Annotated in this window: 1 protein-coding gene; it reads right to left on the bottom strand. The window is 34.9% G+C overall.

Annotated features, from left to right (window positions below):
- Window positions 1–476, bottom strand: a 476-nt coding sequence (locus EZH24_RS14540) for a sialidase family protein (protein WP_161976204.1), incomplete at both ends; no start/stop codon positions are given.

Here is a 476-nt window from a genome sequence, read left to right as displayed (position 1 = left end):
TTCCATTATATTCATATCTACTAAAATCTATATGCTTGGCGCCTGGGTCTTCTTTATCAGTGCCTAATACTGTAAATGTCCAATATTTTCCACAATTTGTAGATTTTGCCCAAATGGATACGCCCCCCTCGTAATATGCCGTATTATATAGGATACTTCCATCAGAAAGCTCTATTAATTTAGTTTCAAATGTGCTAAAAACGCCCAGGTCGCCGCTTACTTCTTTAGTAGGCATTTTAAAACTATTACAGACCGAACTAAAAGTATTGCCGTCATTATCAGAATACATAATTGCCGTGAACCTTTTGCTATTATTATTTGAATAAAAATATGGGAATATTAATTTTTGAGAATTGGCATTAGCCCCATGTCTTAAAGTTACGCCTTGACCATAGGTTACAAATGAATTTTTGGCATCGGCAGGTTTATCAATACTTTCTTTTTGTATCCAATTTTTGCCGTCATCCGAACTTCTA

Source organism: Brachyspira catarrhinii (genome assembly GCF_005518285.1).
In the GTDB taxonomy this organism is placed as follows: Bacteria; Spirochaetota; Brachyspiria; order Brachyspirales; family Brachyspiraceae; genus Brachyspira; species Brachyspira catarrhinii.
Note: the sequence above shows the minus strand (reverse complement) of the source record. Positions and strands in the feature narration are given on the sequence as shown.